The sequence below is a fragment of the Paraplanobispora siamensis genome (assembly GCF_016863175.1).
In the GTDB taxonomy this organism is placed as follows: Bacteria; Actinomycetota; Actinomycetes; order Streptosporangiales; family Streptosporangiaceae; genus Planobispora; species Planobispora siamensis.
Genome location: NZ_BOOJ01000022.1, coordinates 1 through 19,157, shown reverse-complemented (window position 1 = coordinate 19,157; position 19,157 = coordinate 1). Strand labels below are relative to the sequence as shown.

Below are 19,157 nucleotides of genomic sequence, written 5' to 3'. Positions count from 1 at the left end.
CCCGCGCCGCCATCCGGGGGTGCGGGCCTTCGTATGTCCGGAGATGATGGGATCATGGATCTCGACAAGGCGCGCGCCTTCATTCGCGACAACCACCGAGCGGTCATGCTGACCTGGCACGCCGACGGGCGGCCCCAGCTCTCCCCGGTGACCGTGGGTCTCGACGCCGAGGGGCGGGCGATCATCAGCACCAGGGAGACCGCGGCGAAGGTCCGCAACCTGCGCAGGGACTCCCGGGTGGCCCTCTGCGTGACCACGGACGCCTTCTTCGGCGGCTGGATCCAGATCGAGGGGACGGCGGAGATCGTCTCGCTTCCGGAGGCGATGGACCTCCTGGTGAACTACTACCGCGACATCTCCGGCGAGCACCCCGACTGGGACGACTACCGGGCCGCCATGGAGCGGGACCGGCGGGTGATCGTGCGCTTCGACATCACCCGGGCCGGTCCCGACGTCCACGGCTGACGGCTAGCTCAGGCGCTCCAGGACCATGGCCATGCCCTGACCGCCGCCCACGCACATGGTCTCCAGGCCGATCGACTTGTCGTGGAACCGGAGGCTGTTGATCAGCGTGGAGGTGATCCGGGCGCCGGTCATGCCGAACGGGTGGCCCACCGCGATGGCGCCGCCGTTGACGTTCAGCCGGTCGAGGTCGATGCCCAGGTCCTTGTAGGACGGGATGACCTGGGCGGCGAAGGCCTCGTTGATCTCGACGAGGTCCACGTCGCCGATGGACATGCCCGCCCGGGCCAGGGCCTGCTTGCTGGCCTCGACCGGGCCCAGGCCCATGATCTCGGGGGACAGGCCGGTGACGCCGGTGGAGACGATCCGGGCCAGCGGGGTGATGCCCAGCTCGGCGGCCTTGGTGTCGCTCATCACGATGACCGCGGCGGCGCCGTCGTTCAGCGGACAGCAGTTGCCCGCGGTGACCGTGCCGTCGGGGCGGAAGACCGGCTTGAGCTGGGATACCGCCTCGTAGGTGGTGCCGGCGCGGGGGCCGTCGTCCTTGCTGACCACGGTGCCGTCCGGCAGGGTCACCGGGGTGATGTCCTTCTCCCAGAAGCCGTTGGCGATGGCCTTCTCGGCGAGGTTCTGGGAGCGGACGCCGAACTCGTCCTGCTCCTGGCGGGAGACGCCCTTGATCCCGGCCAGGTTCTCCGCGGTCTGGCCCATCGCGATGTAGACGTCGGGCAGCTCGCCGTCCTCGCGGGGGTCGTGCCAGGCGGCGGCGCCGCCCTCGGCCGCCTGCTTGGAGCGGGCGTGCGCGGTGTCGAAGAGCGGGTTCTGCGTCTCGGGCAGGGCGTCGGAGTTGCCCTTGACGAAGCGCGAGACGCACTCCACGCCCGCCGAGACGAAGACGTCGCCCTCGCCGGCCTTGATGGCGTGGAAGGCCATCCGGGTGGTCTGCAGCGAGGACGAGCAGTAACGGGTGACGGTGGTGCCCGGCACGCCGTCCAGGCCGAGGAGGGTGGACACCACGCGCGCCATGTTGAAGCCCTGCTCGCCACCCGGCAGGCCGCAGCCCAGCATCAGGTCGTCGATGGTGGCGGGGTCGAGCTGGGGGACCTTGGCCAGCGCGGCCTTGATCATCTGTACGGTCAGGTCGTCCGGACGGATGTCCTTGAGCGACCCCTTGAAGGCGCGTCCGATGGGCGAGCGCGCGGTCGCGACGATGACTGCCTCGGGCATGTGGTCTCCTGTGATCTTCGGTAATCGCTCCTTTGCGGAGATTACCGCGCGGTAGGTCCGAAGCCACGACCCGGGGGTGGAAGAAACAGAACTTTGTTACGGAATGCCAAAAGGTCCCACCGTACGGCGGGACCGTGGCACAAGTGAGGCCCTCCGCTAGCCGTACATGCCGGGGGAGGTGATGGTGGCGTCGTTGACGCCGTGCAGCCCGCCCTTCTCGTCGCGCCAGATCCGCCAGCCGCCGTGGCTGCCGGTGAACCACCCGGGCGGGGTGGCCGAGCCGGGCAGCCGCTTGCCCTTGGCGAGGTCGAACTCGCACAGCGAGGCCACCGAGTAGAAGCCGGGACTCTGCCCCCTGAGCGCGAGCGGCTTGGGGTCGGTGACGCAGAAGGACCAGCCCCGCTCCTCCTCGATCGGCAGCTCCCGGCCGGTGACCAGGTCGAAGGTGGTCCCGGAGCCGCTGTGCCGCAGGAAACCGATCTTCTCCATCCGCGAGGGGAAGGCCAGCCACCATCCGGAGACCGGTACCTGGCCCGCGGGGATCTGGCCGATGACGCGGCCGGTCCCGGGGTCGAGGCGGGCGAACCCGCCGTAGCGGCCCTGCTGGTCCACCGGGCGGACCACCGGGGCGTAGCCGGGGCTGCCGCTGGGATAGACGCGCACCACCGAGGGGCGCATCCAGTTGACGGTGCCGTCGGAGAGCTTGAGGGAGAACATCCCGAAGGCGGAGACCTTCTTCGTCCTGGGGTTGGTGTACGGCGCGACGTAGCCGACGAGGTCCTCGCCGGTGGCGCCGAAGGCCCAGCCGCCCGACATGTCCACCCCGGCGCCGAGGGCGCGCTCGACCCGCTGCTGCCAGACGACCTTGCCGGTCTTCAGCTCGTAGGCCTCCAGGACGGGGTTGCGGGCCAGCCGCAGGAACACCACGCGCGAGGCGTCGGACCACTGCACCTCCGCGATGCCCGGGATCTTCCACCGGACCTCTCCGGTGGCCGGGTCGAGCACGACGACGCGGGCGGCCGAGAGCGCGGTGTGCTCGGACATGCAGACGAACGCGCCGCACTGCTGCGGCCCGAAGGTGGAGTGGACCGGGCGGGTCCACTTGCGGGCGCCGGTCCTGGCGTCCCTGGCGACGAGCCTGCCGTGCCAGCGGCCCTTGCGGAACGGGTCGACGGAGGCCGCGACGGCCCGGCCCCCGCCGGTCTCGACGATCGCCGGGGCGGGCACCCCCATCCCGGGCAGGCGGCCGACCATGGTCGTGGGGGCGGCCCACAGCTTCTTGCCGGAGTCGAGGTCGAGGGCCACGGCTTCCAGCGTCCCGTCGGGCTTCATGGACGTCGCCATGGCGACGCCGCCCCCGGTGACGGTGCGGCTGACCGTGCTCACGTCGGTGTTGTGCCAGGTGGGGTACTCCTGGGTGGCCGCTTCGCTGCCGGAGCAGCCGGCCATGGCCAGGGCTCCGGCGAGCACCAGGGCCGGTTTCGCGTGGGGCCGGATCGCAGGCATTGCACTCCAATGAGGCGAGGCGTGACGGCGTCACCGCGGAGTGTGGTCGAACTCAGACGTCGTGAGGCAGCGCCCCGGTCCGCCGGCGGAGCAGCGTCACCCACCGTCCGTGGGGCCCCGTTGCTCGACCGGCGACGCGGGTCGCGGACACCTCGGCGCCGGGCTCCTCCGCGGCTCTGGCCGCCGCAATGTAGATCGATTCACCGCGCACGGGCTGCTGCTGGGGCCACAACTCCAACGCGATGCAAACAGACGGTAGCACCGCGTAAGCGGCCTGTAGGTAACCTTGGCGAGATGGGTGGTAACGGTCGGGTCCGAACATCTCGCCCGGGTTCGTCTCGAATTCGGGCCCCAGCAGGTCCGCGAACGCCACCGTCCGCCCGCCCGCCTCGATGACCCCGACGGTCTGCGCGGCGGCCAGCTGCCGGCTCCAGCGGCGGGTCACCCAGCGCAGCGGCTGCGCGATCGGCCGGACCGAGCCGAGGTCCGGGCAGGTGCCCACGACCACCTCCGCCCCGCCCTCCCGCAACCGCCGCACGGCCTTCTGCAGGTGTCGTACGGCCTGCGCCGGGGGAGTCTGGGTGGTGATGTCGTTGCTGCCGACGAAGACGACCGCGACGTCCGGCCGGGCCCTGAGCGCCTTGTCCACCTGGTCGCCGAGCTCGGCCGAGGACGCCCCCGACACGCCGGCCACGGTGAGCCGCACCGGACGCTCGGCCACGGCGGCCAGGCCGCACGCGATGAGCACGCCCGGGGTGTCGGCGGGGTCGGTCATGCCCAGTCCCACGGAGGTCGAGTCACCGAGCATGGCCAGCCCGATCGGCTCGCCCTCGAAGTCGCCGTAGACACCGTCGGAGGGCGGCCCCTCCATGCCGTGCGGGCGCCCGATCGTCCGGCGGGCCATCATGCCCTCGGCGTACAGGAGCCCGTAGGTCGCCACACCGAGCATGGTTATCCCGCCGCCCCCCAGGGCCGCGGCGGCCGCGATGCGCCGCGCGGTCCGGGCCACCCCGGGTGTCCAGATCACGTCGTGTCACCTTTCTCGGTTCGTCAGGGATCGACCGGATCATCTTCGTCACTGCGGCTCGGCGGTAGCGTTTGTTATACAGAACCAGCCGCGTCCCGGCGACCTTCGGGAGACCGTGGCTTCGCACACGACAAGCTGACCCAGCTTTGGTAATTCGAGGTGATCGTCGCGATGCGCGTATATGACTCGCTCGTGGATCTGATGGGCAACACCCCGCTCGTCAGACTGCGCAAGGTGACGGCGGGAACCCCCGCCCAGGTGCTCGCCAAGGTCGAGTACTTCAACCCCGGCGGCTCGGTGAAGGACCGCATCGCGGTCCGGATGATCGACGCGGCGGAGAAGTCGGGCGAGCTGCGCCCGGGCGGCACGATCGTGGAGCCGACCTCCGGCAACACCGGCGTCGGGCTGGCCATCGTGGCCCAGCAGCGCGGGTACAAGTGCCTGTTCGTCGTACCGGACAAGGTCGCCCAGGACAAGATCGCGGTACTGCGGGCCTACGGCGCCGAGGTCGTGGTCTGCCCCACCGCCGTCTCCCCCGACCATCCGAACTCCTACTATTCGGTCTCCGACCGGCTGGCCAGGGAGACGCCGAACGCCTGGAAGCCCGACCAGTATTCCAATCCCAATAACCCGGAGAGTCACTATTACTCCACCGGTCCGGAGATCTGGGAGCAGACCGAGGGGCGGATCACCCACTTCGTCGCGGGCGTCGGCACCGGCGGCACGATCAGCGGCGCCGGCCGCTATCTCAAGGAGGTCTCCGACGGCCGGGTGAAGGTCATCGGCGCCGACCCGGAGGGCTCGGTCTACTCCGGCGGGAGCGGCCGGCCGTACCTGGTCGAGGGCGTCGGCGAGGACATCTGGCCGGCCACCTACGACACCACGATCTGCGACGAGATCATCGCGGTCTCCGACAAGGACTCCTTCGGCATGACCCGGCGGCTGGCCCGCGAGGAGGCGCTGCTGGTGGGCGGCTCCTGCGGCATGGCCACGGTCGCCGCCCTGCGCGTGGCTCAGAAGGCCGGGCCGGACGACGTGGTCGTGGTGCTGCTGCCCGACGGCGGCCGCGGCTACCTGTCGAAGATCTTCAACGACGAGTGGATGGCCGACTACGGCTTCCTGACCACCTCCTCCGAGGAGGGCCTGGTCAAGGACGTGCTGAGCCGCAAGGGCTCGGGCCTGCCGGAGTTCGTGCACACCCACCCGCACGAGTCGGTGGACACGGCCATCTCGATCATGCGCGAGTACGGCGTCTCGCAGCTGCCGGTGATGAAGGAGGAGCCGCCGGTCATGGCGGCCGAGGTGGTCGGCTCGATCGTGGAACGCGACCTGCTCGACGCCCTCTACCGGGGCCGGGTGCGCCCGCAGGACCCGCTGTCCGACCACATGTCCCAGCCGCTTCCCATGATCGGCGCGGGCGAGCCCATCGCCAACGCGGTGGAGGCCCTGGAGAAGGCCGACGCCGCGGTGGTCCTCGACGACGGCAAGCCCGTCGGCCTGCTCACCCGCCAGGACCTGCTGGCCTTCCTGGCGAACCACTGACGCTCAGGAGGCGGGGCGGCCGTCCTTGACGGGCAGTTCGGCGAAGACCTCCCACGCCCCCTCGGGGGTGGGACCGGCGATGAGGCGGCCGCCGAGCGCCTGGACGCGCTCGGCCATGCCGACCAGCCCGAAGCCGCCGCCGAGGCTGGAGATCCTGGAGTCGGAGGCCGAGCCGTAGTTGCGCACGCGCAGCCGTACGCTGCCCTCCAGCAGGTGGAGGTCGGCCTCCACCCAGCCGGTGCCCGGGGCGTGGCGGCGCACGTTCGTCAGGGACTCCTGCAGGACGCGGTGCAGGGTGGTCAGCACCTCCGGGTCCAGGGTGTCGTCGGTGATGCCCTGGCCGACGTCGAAGGCCACCTGCGGGCCGCCGGCCGAGAAGCGCTCCACGAGCAGGCGCATGTCCGACAGGCGCGTGCCCGGGGAGCGCGCCGCCTCGTCCTCGGCCCGCAGGACGCTCACCAGGCGGCGCATCGAGGTCAGGGCGTCGGCCCCGGCGCCGGCGATCGCGTCGAGCGCGGGCAGGACGGCCTCGGGCTTCTGCTCGGCGACGACCCGGGCGGCCTGGGCCTGGACCACGATCCCGGTGATGTGGTGGGCGACGAGGTCGTGCAGCTCCCTGGCCAGCTCCAGGCGCTCGGTGCGCCGTACCGAGTCGACGGCCTCCTTGCGGCGCTCCAGCTGGAAGCGGAGGTAGGCGCCGATGCCGGCGGCGACGGACCAGCCGATGAAGACGAGGAAGCTGGCGGCGAGGGCGCCCTCGCTCTCACCGATCCGGGCGGCGGCCGACTCCAGGACGAACATCGAGACCAGGGAGAACAGCGCGGCGTTCCTGATCGGCTCGATCCAGCGCAGGCCGCCGATGGTCAGGATGAGCAGGGCTCCCGTCTCGGCGAATCCGGGGACGCCGCCGCCGGTCATCCCGATGGCGACGGTGGCCGTGAACGACAGCGCCAGCGTGATCACGAAGGGCCGGACGCGGCTGCGGCGGCGGCGCAGCACCGCGTAGATCCCGTAACCTCCGGGGATCAGGGCCAGGAACTGCGCGCCCGCCGAGTTGAGCGAGACGGTCACCGCCACGTCCAGCAGGAACAGCAGTCCGAGCCAGCCGATCAGAGCGATCTCGCTGAGCCGCTGGATCCAGTAGACGAGCCGGTTCGTTTCCCCCACGGCAGTTGAGCCTAATCCCCACGGTTGAGGCGGTATATCAGCCGATCGGCTGAGTCGTCCGGTTCCGAACCGGTCGTTCAGCGGAGGTACGGCGAGGGCCCCGGGAGCGATGCTGGACACGTCGAAGGGGAGAGGGAAATGACTGTCATCGGGATCGTGCTCCTGGCCGTCGGGCTCGTCGTCGTGGTGTCTCTGACGCTCGCCGACCCGGTTCTGCTGTCGCGCATCAACGGGGAGGACGCCCGGGGCGGCAGCGGCCGCCACATCCGGGTCCCGCGGGTACCGGCCGGGAACGGCGCCGCGGAGGCCGCGGAGGCCGACGTGGTGCCGCTGCGGCCGGACCACGGCGGGCAGCGCCGCTCGCAGGCCGCCTGACGCCGGGACGGGGATGCATGCGGCGGGGGATGCGGCGGGGGATGCGGCGGGCGCCGCGGTCCGGGGCCGTGCCGCGGGGCGCCCCACCTCCACGGGGCGCGGGGCGGAGTAGCGTTGGCCGTATGACTGAAGGATTCGAGACCCTGGCCATCCACGCCGGTCAGGAGGCCGACCCCCACACCGGGGCCGTCGTGCCCCCGATCTACGCGGTGTCCACATACAAGCAGGACGGCGTGGGCGGGCTGCGTTCCGGTTACGAGTACAGCCGGTCGGCCAACCCGACCAGGACCGCCCTGGAGGAGGCCATGGCCGCCGTCGAGGGCGGCGCCCGGGGCCTGGCCTTCGCCTCGGGTCTGGCGGCCGAGGACACCGTGCTGCGCACGGTCTGCAAGCCGGGCGACCACGTGATCATCCCGAACGACGCCTACGGCGGCACCTACCGGCTGTTCGCCAAGGTGCACGAGCGCTGGGGGCTGCACTACGACCCCGTGGCGCTGGACAACATGAACGCGGTGGGCGCCGCCATCACGCCGAAGACGAAGATCATCTGGGTGGAGACGCCCACCAACCCGCTGCTCGGCGTCTCCGACATCGCGGCCCTGGCCGAGCTCGCCCACGACTGCGGGGCCCTGCTGGTGGTGGACAACACCTTCGCCTCGCCGTACCTCCAGCAGCCGCTGGCGCTGGGCGCCGACATCGTGGTCCACTCCACCACGAAGTACGTGGGCGGCCACTCCGACGTGGTCGGCGGCGCGCTCGTCGCGGCGGACCCGGAGCTGGGCGAGCAGCTCGCCTTCCACCAGAACGCGATGGGCGCGGTGGCCGGCCCGTTCGACGCGTGGCTGACGCTGCGCGGCCTCAAGACGCTGGCGGTGCGGATGGAGCGCCACTGCGACAACGCCGAGCGGGTGGTCGACCTCCTGCTCGCCCACCCCAAGGTGATCTCGGTGCTCTACCCGGGCATGCCCGAGCACCCGGGTCACGAGATCGCGGCCAAGCAGATGAGGCGCTTCGGCGGCATGGTCTCCTTCCGGGTCGCGGGCGGTGAGGCCCAGGCGGTCGAGATCTGCAACCGGGCCAAGCTCTTCACGCTGGGCGAGTCGCTCGGCGGCGTGGAGTCGCTGATCGAGCACCCCGGGCGCATGACCCACGCCTCGGCCGCCGGCTCGCCCCTGGAGGTCCCCGGCGACCTGGTCCGCCTGTCGGTCGGCATCGAGTCGATCGACGACCTCCTGGCGGACCTCACCCAGGCTTTGTCTTAGGCGACGCTGGCGCGTCGCGGTTCGGAGGCGGCTTGGTCCGGCTCCCGCCCCCGTCACGGGGCTGCGGGCGTTCCTCGGCTGGTTCCCCGGCGCCCCCTCGCGGGGGGCCGTGACGGCGGAAAACGCGGTTAAACGGGGTCGCCCCAGACCATCAGCACGAGGATGACCAGCCAGATCAGGGAGATCAGTCCGGAGAGCATGGCGATGCGGCCGGTCTGGACCTTGGCGTCGTCGTCCGGGTTCTCGTTGGAGAGGACCCGGATGGCGGTGCGCTGGTCGCGTTCCACGATGAACAGGAGCACGGCGGCGACGATGAAGAGGGTCATGGAGACCGACAGGTACGGCCTGCCGAGATACTCCCGGCCGAGGAGCGCGCCGAACAGGAAGACGCCGACGCCGGCGATGGCGTAGGCACGCGTCGTCCTGTGCAGATAGCGCAGGACGTCGACGTTCTGGGCGCGGATGAACCGCGGGGTGGACACGGTCGCGGCGGTGACCGGTCCCAGGGCGAAGATCGCAAAGCCGATGTGCAGCCAGAGCAGCAGGTCTGTCATGCGCCTGAGATTAGTCCCCGATGATCTCGTCCGGCTGTGCCTTCGGGAACCCGCGCGGGTCGGGAGTGTCCGGCTGCTCCGTCTGCCGCATGAGGTGAAGGCAGAGCGGGCACGCGTCCCGGGGTCTTCTGCGGCAGGTGCTGTGATCGACCTTCACTCCGAGCAGGCGCCGGGCGCCCGCCGTCGTGAAGCCCGGGGCGCGGCCCGTGATCGAGGCGCGGTTGTCCTCGACGTGAATACTGATCACGACAAGCACGAGGACGACGAGAAAAACGATGAGCACGATTCCGGCTGTTATCACGGCCGCGATCCACATGCGCTCCTCCGGGGAAGGCTTGTTCAACCCTTCCCCGGATATCGCCGCGTTTCAAGACAGGCCGGATCGCTCCTGCTCGGGGACGTCCTGACCGGCCCGGGGGTACGAGCCGAGGAGCAGCTCGAAACCCACAACGGTGACGACCATCAACACGATGAGAATCACCGCGATCATCCGACTCACTCCCTTCGGCTCGCCGGCGGGGAAGGTTCTTGATAAGAAAGACGGAGGGCGGGCGGAATATGTTGTCACCGGGGGATTACATTTCAGCGAACAAACGGGCCCCTGTGACGCGCCGGAGCGGATCTTCCCGTTTGTGCCTGAGCATCCGGGTGGTGTGAGTAGGATCACTGAGTGCTCGTTCCCGTGTGAGGGGGCCGTCGGCGATCGGACCGCGGCCGTGCCGGGCGGGCACCTGATCCGAGATCGTGCGCGAAGGCACAAAGGAGTGCCCGTTGTGGCTGTGAAGCATGTCGAGCCGTACACCGCCGAGTGGCGCCACCAGCCCGTCTTCTATCTGCGCCGCGTCGTGGAGGCGCTGGGCGCCGAGGTCGAGGACTGGTGGGCGGGGCCGTGCGACCCGCGGGCCGGCACCATCCGCCTGACCGGCGGCGAGGCGCTGGTGTGGGATGAGGAGAGCGGCTGGCGCCACGGGCGTTTCGTCTCCGGTGACCCCGGCGCCTGCACCGTCCTGGCCGAGGCGCGCTACCTCTGCGGCGGGCTGCTGCTGCGTCCCGACCGGGTCCCCGACGCCGTCCGCGAGGCCAGGGCCGGAGTCGGCGGCAGTACGGCCTGGCGCCCCTGCTACCGCTCCTACCGCCACTACCGCGACGGCTTCGACCTCGCGCTCAACGGTTACGTGGCCTACGCCGACGCCTGAGCCCCGCCGAGGCCGCGCCCTCGCCGGGCCGTCCGGGCTCACCGCATCGTCCGGGATCACCGCATCATCCGAGGCGGATAGAAGGCGCGGCGGCACCTCGGGCAGGCGTGCTCCGGATTGCTGACGTACAGGCATCCGGTGTGGTCGACGTGCAGGCCCAGCACCCGCCGTACTCCGGCGGTCATCCTGCCGGGCGCGTGGCCCGTGGTGGATCCCCTGGTGTCCTCGATGCGGATGCCGATGACGACGACCACGAAGACGCCCGCTGTGACGCCCATCAGGATCAGTGTGGCGGCGATGAGTAGTTCCCACACGGTCTGCTCCCCTCTTTCCTGCCTCTCTGGAGTTATGGCGACTGCCTGGGACAGGAGGTCGGAAGGGGACTCCGTCGGCCTGGATCTTCTGACGCCCGTCGTGATGCTCATCTCACTCATACCAATGAGTAGGCTAGGTCTAACCTCTCCTATGAGGGGTAGGGGAACGGGAGACAGGACCATCACCCGGAAGCAACCCTCGAAGGGGAGGGGACTGGAGTGGCAACGGAGCCGCTGTACCAACAGGTCGCCGACGACCTCCGGACGAAGATCCTGGCGGGCGAGTATCCGGCGGGCACGTTCCTGCCGTCCGAGCCGACGCTGGAGGAGGACTACAGCCACCTGGACCCGGAGGGCAGGAAGGTCTCCCGCAACACCATCCGGCAGGCTCTGGCGTCCCTGCAGAACGAGGGTCTGATCGACAAGCGGCAGGGACGCGGCTCCTTCGTCAGGGAGCAGCGCACCTTCATCGTCCTGGCCTCCAGGGAGGAGGGGGTGCGGCCGGGGGAGGGCACGGACGCGTTCGTGGCGGCGGTGCGGGTGGCCGGCCGGCAGGCCGAGCAGCGCAACCTGCAGACGGCCATCCGCGTCGCGTCCCCCGAGGTGGCGGCCGGGCTGAAGCTCGAACCGGGGGCGGCGGTCGTCGTGAGGAGCGTGCAGCGGATGCTCGACGGGCGTCCGTGGTCGCTGCAGGAGTCCTTCTACCCGATGGAGATCGCCCAGGGGACGAAGCTCATCTCACCGGAGAACGTCGAGCACGGCACGATCGAGGAGCTGCGGCGGCACGGCCACGCCCAGATCGCCTACCGCGACGAGGTCGAGTGCCGGATGCCCACCCGGGAGGAGGCCGACTTCCTGGGCAGCGAGGCGCCCGTGCTGGTGCTGAACCGGGTCGCCCGCTCGGCCGAGCGGCCGATCCGGCTGACGGTGACCGTCTACGACGGCGCGAGCACCCGGCTCGCCTACGAGGTCGACGACCTCCCATGAACCACGCGTGAACGAACCAGACGATGCGAAAGAACCGGAAAGAAGGCAGTCCATGACCCCCGCCGTCCACCGTCCCGGCCGGAACACCGGAGACCTCACGTGAACCCGGACATCCGCCGGGCGGTCCCGGCCGACCGGGAGGTGGTGGTCGCTCTCCGGCGGGAGGCGTCGGAGTGGCTGGCGGTCGAGGGGATCGGCCAGTGGGAGAAGCCCTGGCCGAGCGAGGCCGAGCAGAACGCGCGCATCGACGCCGCCATCGCCCGGGGCGGCACCTGGATGTTCTGCGAGGGCGGGGTGACGGGCGCGACCGTCACCTTCTTCGGCGAGGACCGCGGCGGGTTCTGGGAGCCCACTCTCCGGCGTTCCGGCACCGGTACGGCCGTGGCCTCCGCGCCGGCCCTCTATCTCCAGCGGATGATCGTCGGTGCCGCGTGGCGGGGGCGGAAGGTCGGGGCCCGGATCCTGGACTGGGCGTCCGAGTGCGGCAGGAGGTCGGGGGCGGAGTTCCTGCGGGTGGACATCTGGCGGGGGAACGACGGGCTGGAGGCCTACTACTCCCGGCAGGGCTTCACGCGGGCGGGGGTGATCCCGGACGACGTCCTGCGTGATCTCGGGTTTCCGGAGTACCCCTCCACGGTGCTGATGCAGCGGGGGATCCCCGGCGGTGAGGGCGGGCCTTTCGACCCCGCCGAGCTCTGGCGGAAGATGGTTTAGAGATCTGCCGGTACGGCTAAAGAATCTCCAGGACAGCGTCGTCCCTTTTTCTGCTTTCCATCCGAGAAGGGACCCCCGCCATGATCGAGCCGTACTCCGCACAGTGGCTGGCGCTGCCGGTGCCGTACGTCCGGCGGGTCGCCGAGGCCCTGGGTGAGACCGTCGCCGACTGGTGGGACGACCCGTTCGATCCGCGCGACGCGACGATCCTGCTGACCGGCGGGGACGCGATGGTGTGGGACGAGGAGAGCGGCTGGCGGCGCGGCCGGTTCGTGGCCGGACGCAAGGGCGAGCGCACGGTGCTCGACGACGTCCGCTATCTGGGCGGCGGCGTCCTCCCCGAGCCCCGGCTGGTGCCGGGCCTGCTGACGGGGACGCGGCGCGGGCGTCCGGCCTACCGTTCCTTCCGCGACCTCCACGACGGCTTCGACGCGCGCCTGGCCGCGTACGCGGGCGCTCTCGCCGCCGTGTGACCTGCCATGCCGTGACCTGCCGTGCCGCCGTGACCTGTCGGGCCGCCGTGGCCTGCCGGGCGCGGTGGGCGGCCCACCGGCCCGGCGGGTGGCCTATCGGGCGCGACGGGTGCGCAGGAAGTCGCTGACGACGTACTCCCCCAGACGGTCGGCGCTGGGGGAGAAGACCCGGCCGCCGTTGCGGCGGGCGACCTCGTCGACGAAGTCCTTCAGCCGCTCGTCCTCGGCGAGCATGAACACGTTGAGCGTCGCCCTGCGGCGGGTCATCTTGTCCACTTCGGCGAGGGTCAGCTCCAGGGTCTCGGCGGTGGGCGGCCACTCGAAGGCGTAGGAGCCGTTGCGGCGCAGGTGCGAGGTGGGCTCGCCGTCGGTGACGACCAGCACGACCGGCTCGAAGTCGGGGTGGCGGTCCAGGTGGCGGCCGGCGATCAGCAGGGCGTGGTGCAGGTTCGTGCCCTGGACCATGTCCCACTCCAGACCGGCCAGCTCGTCGGGCTGCAGGACGCGGGCGTAGTTGGAGAAGCCGACGATCTGCACCGAGTCCTGCGGGAACTTGGAGCTGACCAGGGCCTGCAGCGCCATGGCGGTCTGCTTGGCCGCCGCCCAGGTGCCGCGCAGGGCCATCGAGTAGGACAGGTCCACCAGCAGGCACACCGCCGCGGCCGTGCGCCGCTCGGTCTCGGCCACCTCGAAGTCGTCCACCGACAGGCTCACGGTGCCGGTACGGCTCGCGCCGCGCCGTACTCCGTTGACCACCGTGCGGACCACGTCGATCGGCTGCTCGTCGCCGAAGCGCCAGGGCCGGGTGGAGCCGGTGAACTCCCCGGCCGACCCCGCGTCCGTCTGGTCGTGGTCGCCGCGGCGGCCGGCGTCCAGGGAGGCGAACACGCGGCGCAGGGCGGTCTCGCCCAGGCGGCGCACGGCCTTGGGGGTGAGCTCCAGCTTGCCCCGGTGGCGGCGCAGGTAGCCCTGCTGCTCCAGCTCGCGCTCGATCTGCTTGAGCGCCTCCATGTCGTCGACGGCCGAGCGGCCGAGTGCGCGCCGGATCGCCGCCTCGTCGATGTCGTCGAGGTTGGCGCCGGGGTAGTCCTGGCGGAGCGCGGCCTCCAGCTGGGTCAGGTCGGCCAGCTCGTCCAGGGCGGTCACCGCGTCGCCCATCCCCATCGGGTCGTCGCCGGTCAGCCGCTCGGGGGTGTTCCAGGCCAGGTCGGGACGGCGGGCCTGGAGGGACTCGCCCAGGCGGCGCATCTGCTCGGCCAGTCCGGCCTGCTCCAGCGTCTGGCTGATCAGGGCCGCGAGCTCCTCCCGCTGGCTCGGGGTGAGCGAGGCCAGCAGGCGCTGGGTCGCGGCGGCCCGGCGGGCGAGCTGGTCGACCAGCTCCTCCAGGTTCCGCGGCGATTCCGGGAACATGTCCCCATATTTCGACATGAAGTGGTCGAAATCATCCTGGGTGTGCTCACCGCGGGCGTCCCGTTCGAGCATGTCGTTCAGGTCCGACATCATCTCCCGGACCCGCTCCATCGCGGCCGGGTCGGAGTCGGACAGCGCCTGCTTCATGCCGCGGAACTGGCTGTCGAGCACCTCCCGGCGCAGCAGGTCGCGCAGCTCCTCGAAGGTCCGCCGCGCGGCCTCGGAGCGCCACCGGTAGTCGCTCAGCGCCTGGATCGCGCTGGCCGGGTCGTCCGGCACGCTCTCCAGCTCCGCCAGGCGGATCAGCGTGTCGTCGTCGGTCGGGCGCGGGCCGCCCGGCTCGCCCTCCAGCTCCGCCCGCTCCTGGCCGATCGCCTTGTCCAGCAGCGCCCGGGCGCGCTCCAGCGTCCCGTCCAGCCGGCCCCGCTCGCGCAGCTCACGGCGGCGGCGCCGTATCTCACGCAGCAGGTCGTCCAGCCCGCGCCGGTCACCCGCGCCGGGCAGGCCCTGCTTGAGCAGGTCGCGCAGGGCGTGCCCCGGGTTGGACCCCGACAGGATGGAGTCGCCCATCCTGTCGAGGGCCGAGCGGACGTCGTACGGCGGGGCGAGCGGGTCGGGCCCGTCCCGGTACTCGCCGTAGCGATAGCTCATGCCGTCCCGCCTTTCCACAACTCACACCGTCGGCCACGTCTCCGAGGCCGGCACTGCCTGCCGCGTTCCGGAGGCCGTGCCGTACGTCCGCGTCCGTTCAGGTGCGGTAGACCGCCGAGCCGTCCACCTCGTCCTTGGACAGGCGGCGCAGCAGGTACAGACCCTCCAGGGCGAACTCCAGCGCGGCGGCCGCGTGCCCCGGGGACTCCTCGTCGATCCCGAGACGCGACATGATCTTCGCCAGGCCGTTCACCGGGCCGATCCGGTGCAGCAGCTCCGAGGCGGGCACCAGCGGACCGGACTCGACCTGGACGCCCTCGGAGAACCTGTCCAGCAGTGCCGACAGGTCCATGCCGCCGAGCGTGGCGCGGAAGGTCTCGGCCACGGCCCGGCGCAGCAGGTGCGCGAGGACCTCGGTCTCCCGGCCCTCCTCGCTGACCTCGAACTCCACCTTGCCGCGCAGCGTGTGCGCGATGCCCGGCAGGTCGGCCACCCGGGCCACCGCGTGCTCCTCGCCGGTCAGCGCCGCCCGCCGCAGGGCGGAGGCGGCGACCGTCTCGGCCGCGGCGATGGAGAAGCGGGCCGAGACCCCGGAGCGGGAGTCCACCGCCGTGGACTCGCGCACCAGCCGGGTGAAGCGGGCGATCACCTCGACCAGGTGGTCGGGCAGGTCGGCGCCCACGTGGTCGAGCGCGGCCTCCTGGCGGATGAGCGTGAGCTCGGCCTCGACGGTGAGCGGGTAGTGGGTGCGGATCTCGGCGCCGAAGCGGTCCTTCAGCGGCGTGATGATCCGGCCCCGGTTGGTGTAGTCCTCGGGGTTGGCGCTGGCGATCAGCAGGATGTCCAGCGGCAGCCGGAGGTTGTAGCCGCGGACCTGGATGTCGCGCTCCTCCAGCACGTTGAGCAGCGCCACCTGGATCCGCTCGGCCAGGTCGGGCAGCTCGTTGACCGAGAAGACCCCCCGGTTGCTGCGGGGGACCAGGCCGTAGTGGACGGTCTCGGGGTCGCCGAGCGTGCGCCCCTCGGCGATCCGGACGGGGTCGATGTCGCCGATCAGGTCGCCGACGGAGGTGTCGGGGGTGGCGAGCTTCTCGCCGTAGCGGTCGTCGCGGTGCTTCCAGGAGACCGGCAGGTCGTCGCCGGCGGAGGCGGCCAGCCGGCGGCAGCGTACGCAGGCGGGGGCGTAGGGATGGTCGTTGATCTCGCAGCCGTCCACGACCGGGGTCCACTCGTCGAGCAGGGCGGTCACGGTGCGGATGAGCCGGGTCTTGCCCTGGCCGCGCTCGCCCAGCAGGACCAGGTCGTGACCGGCGAGCAGGGCCCGCTCCAACTGGGGCAGGACGGTGTCGTCGAAACCCACGATGCCGGGGAACCTCGGTCTGCCCTCCCGTAGGAGGGCGAGGAGGTTCTCGCGGATCTCGGCCTTGACCGTACGGTGGATATGGCCGCTCGCGCGAAGCTCGCGCAGAGTCCGTGGCTCTGGAATCTGAGGCACGGGATCGAGACTACGTTGCCTGAGGCGAAACCGGCAGCCTCATCACACTCATCCCGGTTTCGGATCTTGACCATCGCGTGAACATCAGCATGCGTGCGGACCCTCGCAGTGGGGAGAATCGCTCAGGGAAAAGCTTCGGCATTCAGGGAAGACATTGGGATGTAAGGCTTCGGACAAGAGGGGAGGCGAGGCGGGTGGCGTTGTTGACAAGTCGTTTCGCCGATGGTCTCGCCGTGGGCTCCGACCTGGTCGCGGCGGCGGAGTCCGCGGTCGGCCAGGCCCTGAGCGGGCTGAGCGGGTCACCGGATCTGATCTGTTTCTTCGTCTGCGGTGACGACCCCGACGCGGTCTCCCGGGCGGGGATGCGCGCGATGAGCATGGTCCCCGGTGCCGCGGTGATCGGCTGCAGCTCCACCGGCGTGATCGGTGACGGGCAGGGGATCGAGGTGGTCCCGTCGGTGAGCGCCTGGGCCGCCACCCTCGACGGGGCCCGGCTGAACACCTTCGCGCTGGACAGCCTGCGGGCCGACGACCAGTTCGTCGTCGTCGGCCTGCCCGAGCGCAACCCCGACGACCGGGTGGCCATCCTGCTGGCCGACCCCTACACCTTCCCGACCGACGGCTTCGTCGAGCGCTCGGGAGAGGTCCTGGGTGATCTGCCGCTGGTCGGGGGGCTGGCCAACGCCTTGCAGGGCAGGGACGCGGTACGGCTGTTCGCCGACGGCAAGGTCTACACCGAGGGCGCCGTCGGCGTGCTCCTGGGCGGTGAGGTCAACGTCAGCACCGTGGTGAGCCAGGGCTGCCGCCCGATCGGGCCGTCCATGACCGTCACCGAGGTCGAGGACAACCTGCTGCTCGAACTCGCCGGGCAGCCCGCCCTCGCCCGGCTGGAGGAGATCGTCAGCGCGCTGGACGAGGAGGACCGCGACCTGGTCGCCTCGGGGCTGCAGATCGGCCTGGCCATGAACGAGTACGCCGAGCGCCACGAGCACGGCGACTTCCTGATCCGCGGGGTGCTCGGCATCGACCCCGACCGGGAGGGCGTGGCCATCGGCGACATCGTCGAGATCGGCCGTACGGTCCGCTTCCAGGTCCGCGACGCCGCCACCGCCGACGAGGACCTCTACGAGCTGCTCGACGCCCATCGCGAGCAGTTCGGCCGGGTGGACGGCGCGCTGCTGTTCTCGTGCAACGGCCGGGGCTCCGCCATGTTCGGCACCGCCGACCACGACACGATGGCCGTCAGCGACACGCTGGGCCCGATCGGGGTGGCCGGGTTCTTCGCGGCGGGGGAGATCGGGCCGGTCGGGAACCAGAACCACGTGCACGGGTTCACCGCGTGCCTGCTGGTCTTCTCCTCGCAGCCTTCCACCGAGCGACTCTATGATCGTTGAATGCCCGGACCCGTACTGGCCGTCGACATCGGCGGGACCAAGTTCGCCGTCGCCGTGGTCGGCCCCGACGGCGTCGTCCGGACGGCGGGGCGGATCGCGACGCCCCCCGGTGGCGACGCCCGCATCCTGTGGAAAACCCTCGACGAGCTGATCACCTCTGTCGCGGGGGACTCCCCGGTCGCCGGGGTCGGCATCGGCTGCGGCGGGCCGATGAGCTGGCCGGAGGGATCGGTCTCCCCGCTGAACATGCCGGGCTGGCGCGACTTCCCGCTGAGGGAACGGCTGGCCCGGCGCTTCCCCGGGGTCCCGGTCCGCATCCACAACGACGCCGTCTGCCTGGCCGCCGCCGAACACTGGCGAGGCGCCGGGCGCGGCAGCGCCAACATGCTCGGCATGGTCGTGTCCACCGGGGTGGGCGGCGGCCTGATCCTCGGCGGCCGTTTGATCGACGGCGGCAGCGGCAACGCCGGGCACATCGGGCACATCATCGTCGACCCGGACGGGCCGCCCTGCGGCTGCGGCGGCCGCGGCTGCCTTGAGGCGATCGCCCGCGGACCCGGGCTGGCGGCGTGGGCGGTCGAACAGGGGTGGGTCCCGGGCGGGGTGGGATCCGGTGGGGCGGAGAGGTCCGGTAGGGCGGAGGGGGCCGACGAGGCGGGGGATGACGCTCCTGGAAGCGGAGCCTTCGCCGGTACGTCCGGCGTCGCTCCGGCGTACGTCGAGGCCGCTCCGGCCAACGGGCGGCAGCTCGCCCTGGACGCCGCGGCGGGGGACCCGATCGCCCTGAGCGCGATGCACAGGGCCGGGCGGGCGCTCGGCCTGGCCATCGCCTCGGCCACCCACCTGTGCGACCTCGACGTCGTCACCGTCGGCGGCGGCCTGTCCCAGGCCGGACCCCTGCTGTTCGATCCCCTGGAGGAGACCCTCCGCGCGCACGCCAGGATGGACTTCGCCCGCCGCGTCCGCGTCGTCCCCGCCTCCCTGGGTCAGGAGGCCGGCCTCGTCGGCGCCGCCGCCCTCATCCTCGCCGCCGACCATTACTGGTCGCCCCGGGAGTAAAGGGGTGGGTTCTCGCACTGGGGGCGCGGGTACGGCGGCGCATGCCGGGCGGGTTCGCCCACCCGTGGGGCGCGTCCGTGGCAGGACGGGTGTTGCCCACCCGGGCTGCGCCTCATGGCGGCTGGATCAGGGCGTTCATGGGCTCGTGATCGGTTCGGGTGGTAGGCGCCCACCCGTGGAGCGCGTCCGCGGTGGAGCGGGTGTTGCCCACCCGGGCTGCGCCTACCGTGAACCCCCAGGTCGAGCCGGGTTCCGAAGGCGGTGACCGGCTTGATCAGCTGCGGGTCATGTTCGAGGGCGGCCCTGGGCGTTCGGCATTCGTCGAGTCGCGGGAGTCGGGGC

General features: G+C 71.4%; 20 protein-coding genes. 10 read left to right on the top strand and 10 right to left on the bottom strand.

All coding sequences use genetic code 11. The features are described from left to right. The first annotated feature begins 54 nt into the window (after nt 1–54). Complete coding sequence (locus tag Psi01_RS10945) at nt 55–465, top strand: PPOX class F420-dependent oxidoreductase (protein WP_204063855.1); 411 nt, start codon at nt 55–57, stop codon at nt 463–465. Nucleotides 466–468: 3 nt separating this feature from the next. Here the strand turns inward: Psi01_RS10945 and Psi01_RS10940 are convergent, their stop codons facing one another. The 3 genes from Psi01_RS10940 to Psi01_RS10930 form a co-directional block, all read right to left on the bottom strand. Beyond that, the gene (locus Psi01_RS10940) at nt 469–1,689 is read right to left on the bottom strand and encodes an acetyl-CoA C-acetyltransferase (RefSeq protein WP_204063854.1); all 1,221 of its coding nucleotides are present in this window, start codon (nt 1,687–1,689) and stop codon (nt 469–471) included. 156 nt (nt 1,690–1,845) lie between these two features. Beyond that, on the bottom strand, nt 1,846–3,195 hold the full coding sequence (locus Psi01_RS10935; RefSeq protein ID WP_204063853.1) for an outer membrane protein assembly factor BamB family protein: 1,350 nt from the start codon (nt 3,193–3,195) through the stop codon (nt 1,846–1,848). A 52-nt stretch (nt 3,196–3,247) separates the two neighbouring features. Continuing rightward, nucleotides 3,248–4,222, bottom strand: coding sequence for an SGNH/GDSL hydrolase family protein (locus Psi01_RS10930; protein ID WP_239127467.1), 975 nt, complete (start codon nt 4,220–4,222; stop codon nt 3,248–3,250). 171 nt (nt 4,223–4,393) lie between these two features. On the opposite strand from Psi01_RS10930, the gene Psi01_RS10925 reads away from it, so the two are divergent. Beyond that, on the top strand, nt 4,394–5,764 hold the full coding sequence (locus Psi01_RS10925) for a cystathionine beta-synthase (RefSeq protein ID WP_204063852.1): 1,371 nt from the start codon (nt 4,394–4,396) through the stop codon (nt 5,762–5,764). A 3-nt stretch (nt 5,765–5,767) separates the two neighbouring features. On the opposite strand, the gene Psi01_RS10920 is transcribed toward Psi01_RS10925, so the two are convergent. After that, nucleotides 5,768–6,931 carry a sensor histidine kinase gene (locus tag Psi01_RS10920; protein WP_204063851.1) on the bottom strand — a complete coding sequence of 388 codons (1,164 nt, stop codon included), beginning with the start codon at nt 6,929–6,931 and terminating at the stop codon, nt 5,768–5,770. A 138-nt stretch (nt 6,932–7,069) separates the two neighbouring features. Here Psi01_RS10920 and Psi01_RS10915 point away from each other — a divergent pair, with 138 nt between their 5' ends. Beyond that, complete coding sequence (locus tag Psi01_RS10915; RefSeq protein WP_204063850.1) at nt 7,070–7,306, top strand: hypothetical protein; 237 nt, start codon at nt 7,070–7,072, stop codon at nt 7,304–7,306. A 122-nt stretch (nt 7,307–7,428) separates the two neighbouring features. Further along, a complete protein-coding gene (locus tag Psi01_RS10910; protein ID WP_204063849.1) occupies nt 7,429–8,568 on the top strand; it encodes a cystathionine gamma-synthase in 1,140 nt (379 codons plus the stop codon). 128 nt (nt 8,569–8,696) lie between these two features. Here Psi01_RS10910 and Psi01_RS10905 read toward each other — a convergent pair whose 3' ends face one another. The 3 genes from Psi01_RS10905 to Psi01_RS44075 are packed head-to-tail and all read right to left on the bottom strand — an operon-like array spanning nt 8,697 to nt 9,612. Continuing rightward, nucleotides 8,697–9,122 carry a hypothetical protein gene (locus Psi01_RS10905; protein WP_204063848.1) on the bottom strand — a complete coding sequence of 142 codons (426 nt, stop codon included), beginning with the start codon at nt 9,120–9,122 and terminating at the stop codon, nt 8,697–8,699. Between the two features lie 10 nt (nt 9,123–9,132). Beyond that, complete coding sequence (locus tag Psi01_RS10900; protein ID WP_204063847.1) at nt 9,133–9,438, bottom strand: hypothetical protein; 306 nt, start codon at nt 9,436–9,438, stop codon at nt 9,133–9,135. A gap of 51 nt (nt 9,439–9,489) precedes the next feature. After that, complete coding sequence (locus Psi01_RS44075) at nt 9,490–9,612, bottom strand: hypothetical protein (protein WP_275424516.1); 123 nt, start codon at nt 9,610–9,612, stop codon at nt 9,490–9,492. A gap of 283 nt (nt 9,613–9,895) precedes the next feature. On the opposite strand from Psi01_RS44075, the gene Psi01_RS10895 reads away from it, so the two are divergent. Beyond that, a complete protein-coding gene (locus tag Psi01_RS10895) occupies nt 9,896–10,318 on the top strand; it encodes a DUF6292 family protein (RefSeq protein WP_204063846.1) in 423 nt (140 codons plus the stop codon). A 56-nt stretch (nt 10,319–10,374) separates the two neighbouring features. Here the strand turns inward: Psi01_RS10895 and Psi01_RS10890 are convergent, their stop codons facing one another. Beyond that, nucleotides 10,375–10,632, bottom strand: a complete 258-nt coding sequence (locus tag Psi01_RS10890; RefSeq protein WP_204063845.1) for a hypothetical protein — start codon at nt 10,630–10,632, stop codon at nt 10,375–10,377. 219 nt (nt 10,633–10,851) lie between these two features. On the opposite strand from Psi01_RS10890, the gene Psi01_RS10885 reads away from it, so the two are divergent. The 3 genes from Psi01_RS10885 to Psi01_RS10875 all read left to right on the top strand — a co-directional run bounded on the left by Psi01_RS10885 (nt 10,852) and on the right by Psi01_RS10875 (nt 12,806). After that, nucleotides 10,852–11,619, top strand: a complete 768-nt coding sequence (locus Psi01_RS10885; protein ID WP_204063844.1) for a GntR family transcriptional regulator — start codon at nt 10,852–10,854, stop codon at nt 11,617–11,619. A gap of 99 nt (nt 11,620–11,718) precedes the next feature. Continuing rightward, nucleotides 11,719–12,333, top strand: coding sequence for a GNAT family N-acetyltransferase (locus Psi01_RS10880; RefSeq protein WP_204063843.1), 615 nt, complete (start codon nt 11,719–11,721; stop codon nt 12,331–12,333). Between the two features lie 80 nt (nt 12,334–12,413). Further along, entirely contained in the window at nt 12,414–12,806 is a 393-nt protein-coding gene (locus Psi01_RS10875; protein ID WP_204063842.1) for a DUF6292 family protein, read from the top strand. A 93-nt stretch (nt 12,807–12,899) separates the two neighbouring features. Here the strand turns inward: Psi01_RS10875 and Psi01_RS10870 are convergent, their stop codons facing one another. Beyond that, nucleotides 12,900–14,867, bottom strand: a complete 1,968-nt coding sequence (locus Psi01_RS10870; RefSeq protein ID WP_204063841.1) for a vWA domain-containing protein — start codon at nt 14,865–14,867, stop codon at nt 12,900–12,902. 97 nt (nt 14,868–14,964) lie between these two features. Beyond that, nucleotides 14,965–16,362, bottom strand: a complete 1,398-nt coding sequence (locus tag Psi01_RS10865) for a sigma 54-interacting transcriptional regulator (protein WP_204063840.1) — start codon at nt 16,360–16,362, stop codon at nt 14,965–14,967. Between the two features lie 233 nt (nt 16,363–16,595). Here Psi01_RS10865 and Psi01_RS10860 point away from each other — a divergent pair, with 233 nt between their 5' ends. Then, the gene (locus tag Psi01_RS10860; RefSeq protein ID WP_239127465.1) at nt 16,596–17,756 is read left to right on the top strand and encodes an FIST signal transduction protein; all 1,161 of its coding nucleotides are present in this window, start codon (nt 16,596–16,598) and stop codon (nt 17,754–17,756) included. Beyond that, nucleotides 17,757–18,815, top strand: a complete 1,059-nt coding sequence (locus tag Psi01_RS10855; RefSeq protein WP_204063839.1) for an ROK family protein — start codon at nt 17,757–17,759, stop codon at nt 18,813–18,815. Nucleotides 18,816–19,157 lie beyond the last annotated feature (342 nt).